This is a genomic window from Anaeromonas gelatinilytica, from assembly GCF_016820635.1.
Lineage (GTDB): Bacteria > Bacillota > Clostridia > Tissierellales > SIT17 > Anaeromonas > Anaeromonas gelatinilytica.
In genome coordinates this window covers 1-4,761 of sequence record NZ_WSFU01000035.1, presented here as the reverse complement: position 1 = coordinate 4,761, position 4,761 = coordinate 1, and the positions used below count along the sequence as shown (strand labels likewise).

6 protein-coding genes are annotated in these 4,761 nt (G+C 32.7%); all 6 read left to right on the top strand.

The features are described from left to right. Positions 1–375 (top strand): RidA family protein (locus GOQ29_RS02965; RefSeq protein ID WP_203371146.1); only part of this gene is annotated, 375 nt, incomplete at its 5' end. Between the two features lie 266 nt (positions 376–641). Beyond that, positions 642–2,021 (top strand): uracil-xanthine permease family protein, encoded by a 1,380-nt coding sequence (locus tag GOQ29_RS02960; protein WP_203371145.1) that lies wholly within the window; start codon positions 642–644, stop codon positions 2,019–2,021. Between the two features lie 46 nt (positions 2,022–2,067). After that, positions 2,068–2,439 carry a winged helix-turn-helix domain-containing protein gene (locus GOQ29_RS02955; protein WP_203371144.1) on the top strand — a complete coding sequence of 124 codons (372 nt, stop codon included), beginning with the start codon at positions 2,068–2,070 and terminating at the stop codon, positions 2,437–2,439. A 105-nt stretch (positions 2,440–2,544) separates the two neighbouring features. Further along, on the top strand, positions 2,545–3,360 hold the full coding sequence (gene yqeB, locus GOQ29_RS02950) for a selenium-dependent molybdenum cofactor biosynthesis protein YqeB (RefSeq protein ID WP_203371143.1): 816 nt from the start codon (positions 2,545–2,547) through the stop codon (positions 3,358–3,360). Beyond that, complete coding sequence (gene yqeC / locus GOQ29_RS02945; RefSeq protein WP_203371142.1) at positions 3,357–4,109, top strand: selenium cofactor biosynthesis protein YqeC; 753 nt, start codon at positions 3,357–3,359, stop codon at positions 4,107–4,109. The genes yqeB and yqeC overlap by 4 nt, the downstream gene beginning before the upstream one ends. After that, positions 4,110–4,694 carry a molybdenum cofactor cytidylyltransferase gene (gene mocA, locus GOQ29_RS02940; RefSeq protein ID WP_203371141.1) on the top strand — a complete coding sequence of 195 codons (585 nt, stop codon included), beginning with the start codon at positions 4,110–4,112 and terminating at the stop codon, positions 4,692–4,694. It begins immediately after the preceding gene. Positions 4,695–4,761: the final 67 nt, after the last annotated feature.

Sequence of the window (4,761 nt, the reverse complement as noted above, 5' to 3'; positions counted from 1 at the left end):
AGAAAAGTAGTATCAACAAAAAATGCACCAGGAGCAATAGGACCTTATTCTCAAGGAATAAAGGTAGATAACTTTGTATATACTTCGGGACAATTACCAATGGATCCTGAATCTGGAGAATTAATCACCGATATTAAAAAGGCAACAGCTAGATCTTTAGATAATGTAAAGACTATATTGGAAGAAGCTGGAACTAGTATGGATAAAGTGATTAAAACAGCCATATTTGTAAAAGACTTAAATGATTTCGAAGCAGTAAATGAAGTATATGGAACATATTTCAACGATGAGCCACCTGCAAGATCTTGTGTACAGGTAGCAAAGCTACCAAAGGATGCCAAGGTTGAAATAGAAGCTATTGCAGTTATTGAATAGATAAAATACTGTGGTTAGGTGAAACTACTCAATTTTAATATATATATTAATAGATTAAATTGGATTATTTTATTTATGATTACTTGTTAAAATATAAACGTTGTTTAAATTTTGGTAATTTACACTCTTTTGATTAAACATGAGAATAGTAAATAAAAATTAGATATGTTCTAAATAGACTATTAAAGAGAATATTAATTTTGCCATATATCAAAAGAGATTTTATACGAACTCTAAAATTAAATTATAATTTAGGAGGAATCATTATGGCAAAGAAAAGTGAGAGAAGTAATTCAGTATTTGATTTGAATGGTAGACCTTCTTTAGATAGGGCAGCTCCCTTAGGAATTCAACATGTATTGGCTATGCTAGTTGGAAATATTACACCCGCTATTATATTAGCTGGTGCAGTAAGTCTTAGTACAGGGGATAGTACTTTACTAGTTCAAAGTGCAATGCTTATTGCTGGTATTGCTACATTATTACAATTGTATCCTATTGGAGGCTCTAATTCTTCATTTAGAATAGGAGCAGGTTTACCTATCATAATGGGAGTAAGTTTTGCCTATGTACCCACAGTACTTTCTATAGCTGGAAACTATGGAATAGCAGGAGTATTAGGAGCTCAGCTCATAGGTGGTATAGTTGCCATCATAGTAGGTATATTTATTAAACCGCTGAGAAAGTTTTTTCCTCCAATGGTTTCAGGAACTGTTGTATTTACAATAGGATTATCCCTATATCCTATAGCTATTAATTATATGGCTGGAGGCAATGGAGCTGCTACATATGGAGAGTCAAAGAACTGGATTGTCGCAATAGTGACATTAGTAGTAGTATTATTTTGTAATAATTTTACAAAGGGAATCACAAAATTAGCTTCAGTTCTAATGGGAATTATAGTGGGGTATATTCTTGCAATATTCTTAAATATGGTAGACTTTGCAGCAGTAGCAGAAGCTGGAATAGTATCAATACCAAAACCATTACACTTTGGAATTAAATTTCATCCTACTGCAATTATTACTATGATTATTATGTATGTAGTTAATTCAATTCAAGCAGTGGGAGATATATCAGCAACCACTGCTGGAGGAATGGATAGAGAGGCAACTGACAGTGAATTATCCGGTGGTATAGTAGGTAATGGTTTTGCTAGTATAATAGGTGCATTATTTGGAGGCTTACCTACAGCTACTTTTAGCCAAAATGTTGGTATCGTTGCAATGAACAAGGTTATTAGTAAATTTGTTTTAGGATTAGCAGGAGGAGTTATATTAATAGGAGCCTTTATACCTAAGATTGGAGCTTTAATGACTACAATACCTCAAAGTGTGCTAGGAGGGGCTACAATATCAGTCTTTGCAATGATAACAATGACAGGTATGAAGTTGATAACTCAAGATGAGATGTCCACAAGAAATATTTCAATAGTTGGTTTAGCCGTAGCTTTAGGAATGGGAATAACTAATGTACCAGAATCAATAGCACAATTTCCACAGTGGTTTACAGATATATTTGCAAGTTCACCAGTTATAATAGCAGCTATCATCGTATTTTTCTTAAACATAATAGTTCCTAAGAGAACTATAGAAGATGAGAAGAAGGAAAGGGAAGCAATAGCAGCTAAGGAAAGGACTGCTTAATTTTAAAATAGATATTAATAGAATACATGGTCATCTGAGGATGGCTATGTATTCTCAATATCAAAATAGAGGTGATTTTAGTTTGAAGCTTAGATATAAAGTTTGGATAGAGGGAAAAGAAAAAGCCTTTGGTAAAGGGCCTTATGAATTATTGTTGATGATTGAACAAGTGGGATCTATAAATATGGCTTGTAAAAAACTGAACATGTCCTACAGCAAAGGATATAATATAATAAAAACTGGAGAGAAGGAATTAGGATTTACCTTTCTGAACAGACAGATTGGGGGAAAGTTTGGTGGAGGTTGTGAACTGACTTCTGAAGCTAGAGAACTAATATCTGCCTATAAGGATTTTAATACTGAATTAGAAGATATAATTAATGAATTATCAGAGAAATACTTTAGGAAAATAATCTAATTTTTTTAGCATATACGTTATACGTAAAAAAATACAACGACTTTTAAATTTAATCTGTTAATATATATGAAAAATATGTGTCATACAATAGGAGATGATTAGTTAATGATGTCAGATATTAGAGATAAATTAGCAGTAATCAGAGGAGCTGGAGATATTGCAACTGGTATTGGTCACAGACTCTATAGAAGTGGATTTAATATTATATTTTTAGATACAGATGCTCCCACAGTAGTACGTAGGAAAGTAGCCTTTGCTGAGGCTGTATACAACGGAGAAATTACTGTGGAAGGACTAAAGGGAAAATTGGCATCAAATAAGGATGAATCTCTAAAATTGTTAGAGGAGGGTATTCTACCAATAATTATAGATCCTAAGGGGAAAAGTATAAAAGAACTTGAACCTAAAGTAGTAGTGGATGCTATATTGGCTAAGAAGAACTTAGGAACTAATAGGGATATGGCCGAGGTAGTAATCGGTGTAGGTCCTGGGTTTGAAGCAGGTAAAAACGTGGATGCAGTAGTGGAGACAAAGCGAGGACATATGTTAGGAAAGGTGATATTAGAGGGGAAACCAGAGCCCAATACAGGCATCCCGGGAAATATTTTAGGATATACAGATGAAAGAGTTTTAAAGGGAAACAATAGTGGAAATATAAAGGTATTAAAGAATATAGGCTCTATAGTTAAAAAAGGCGAAGTAGTTGCATCTATAGATGGAGTAGATGTAATGGCAAAGATAGATGGGGTTATAAGAGGGATGATAAGAGATAATTACCCCGTAAAACTTGGCATGAAGATAGGAGATGTAGACCCCAGAGGAGAAGAGAAATACTGCTATTTGATTTCAGACAAGGCTAGAGCTGTTGGAGGTGGAGTATTAGAGGCAATCCTTCATATACTGAACAGGAGATCAAAATGATAAGATTGTATAAAGGTCTAAATATAGGTGATAGCAGAGAAATGATATCCATAGTGGGAGCTGGAGGCAAGACATCCACAATGTTTTTATTGGGAAAAATGGGAAAGAGTAAAGGCCTTAGGGTACTGATAACCACTACCACTAAAATATACTATCCTCGGGATAATTCTATAGATAATATCTATATATTGGATAGGGATGCTTTGGATTTACAAAAACTAAAAAAAAGAAGTATTTCTGTAATTGGAAAAGAAATCTCACAGAATGGCAAACTTTTAGGGGTAAATCCTGAGGTTTTAGATGAAATATATAGAAAAAGATATTTTGACTTGATATTAGTTGAAGCTGATGGTTCAAAGAATAAATCGATAAAGGCTCCGGGAGAACATGAGCCGGTTATACCCTTAAATACCACAAAGACAATAGGACTTATAGGACTAGACTCCCTGGGATTTAAAATTTATGAGGAAAATGTTTATCGATCTGAAATATTTGCTAACATAACTGGTTCTAAATTAGGAGAGTCTATAAATCTTCAAACAATTAAAAATTTAGTATTATCTTCTAGGGGATTATTTAAAGGGGTACCAGATAAATCTGAGAAATATTTAATATTTAATAAAGCTGACAATAAAAATATAAGAGAAAAGGGAAGAAAGATTGCAAGAGATATAATGGAGAAAAGTAATCATATAGATGATATTATTCTTGCAAGTTTTCACAATAATTTTATTGAAAAGGTGAAATAGATGATTACAGGTATAATTATGGCCTCTGGATTTTCTAAGAGAATGGTAAAAAATAAGCTCCTACTTAAAATAGATGGTGAAATGTTGATAGAGAGGACTGTAAAGACCATAAAGAAGTCTAAAGTAGATGAGATTATAATTACCTACCGAGAGGATTTCATAAAGTTAATTGGAAAAAAATATAATATTAACACAGTTTACAATGACAGTGCAGATGCAGGTCAATCTTCTTCAATCAAAATAGGAATACAGGCTGCTTCAACAAGTACAGAAGGATATATGTTCTTTGTAGGGGATCAGCCCTTCTTATCTAATATAATAATAGATAAATTAATAAATGAATTCAACACTGACAAATCAAAAATTATAATACCATTATATGGTGGAAGTAGAGGAAATCCAGTAATATTTCCATCATCCTTTGAAGGGGAATTGATGAAATTAGAAGGAGATGTAGGTGGTAGAATAATAATAATGAGCAATCATGATAAGGTTAAATACATAGATATAGATGATTCTCAACAGGGTGAAGATGTGGACACTTGGGAAGAATATCTTAGATTAATAGATAAAAGGGATAAGTAATTACAAAGCAACCTGGTAATATGTCAAGATAAAATTTTAAAATAAAACAATGTAATTATTAAAAAAA

Bases quoted from the DNA above. Each gene is read 5' to 3' on its own strand.
- GOQ29_RS02960 (WP_203371145.1), top strand. From the start codon at position 642: ATGGCAAAGAAAAGTGAGAGAAGTAATTCAGTATTTGATTTGAATGGT.
- GOQ29_RS02955 (WP_203371144.1), top strand. From the start codon at position 2,068: ATGTATTCTCAATATCAAAATAGAGGTGATTTTAGTTTGAAGCTTAGA.
- yqeB (WP_203371143.1), top strand. From the start codon at position 2,545: ATGATGTCAGATATTAGAGATAAATTAGCAGTAATCAGAGGAGCTGGA.
- yqeC (WP_203371142.1), top strand. From the start codon at position 3,357: ATGATAAGATTGTATAAAGGTCTAAATATAGGTGATAGCAGAGAAATG.
- mocA (WP_203371141.1), top strand. From the start codon at position 4,110: ATGATTACAGGTATAATTATGGCCTCTGGATTTTCTAAGAGAATGGTA.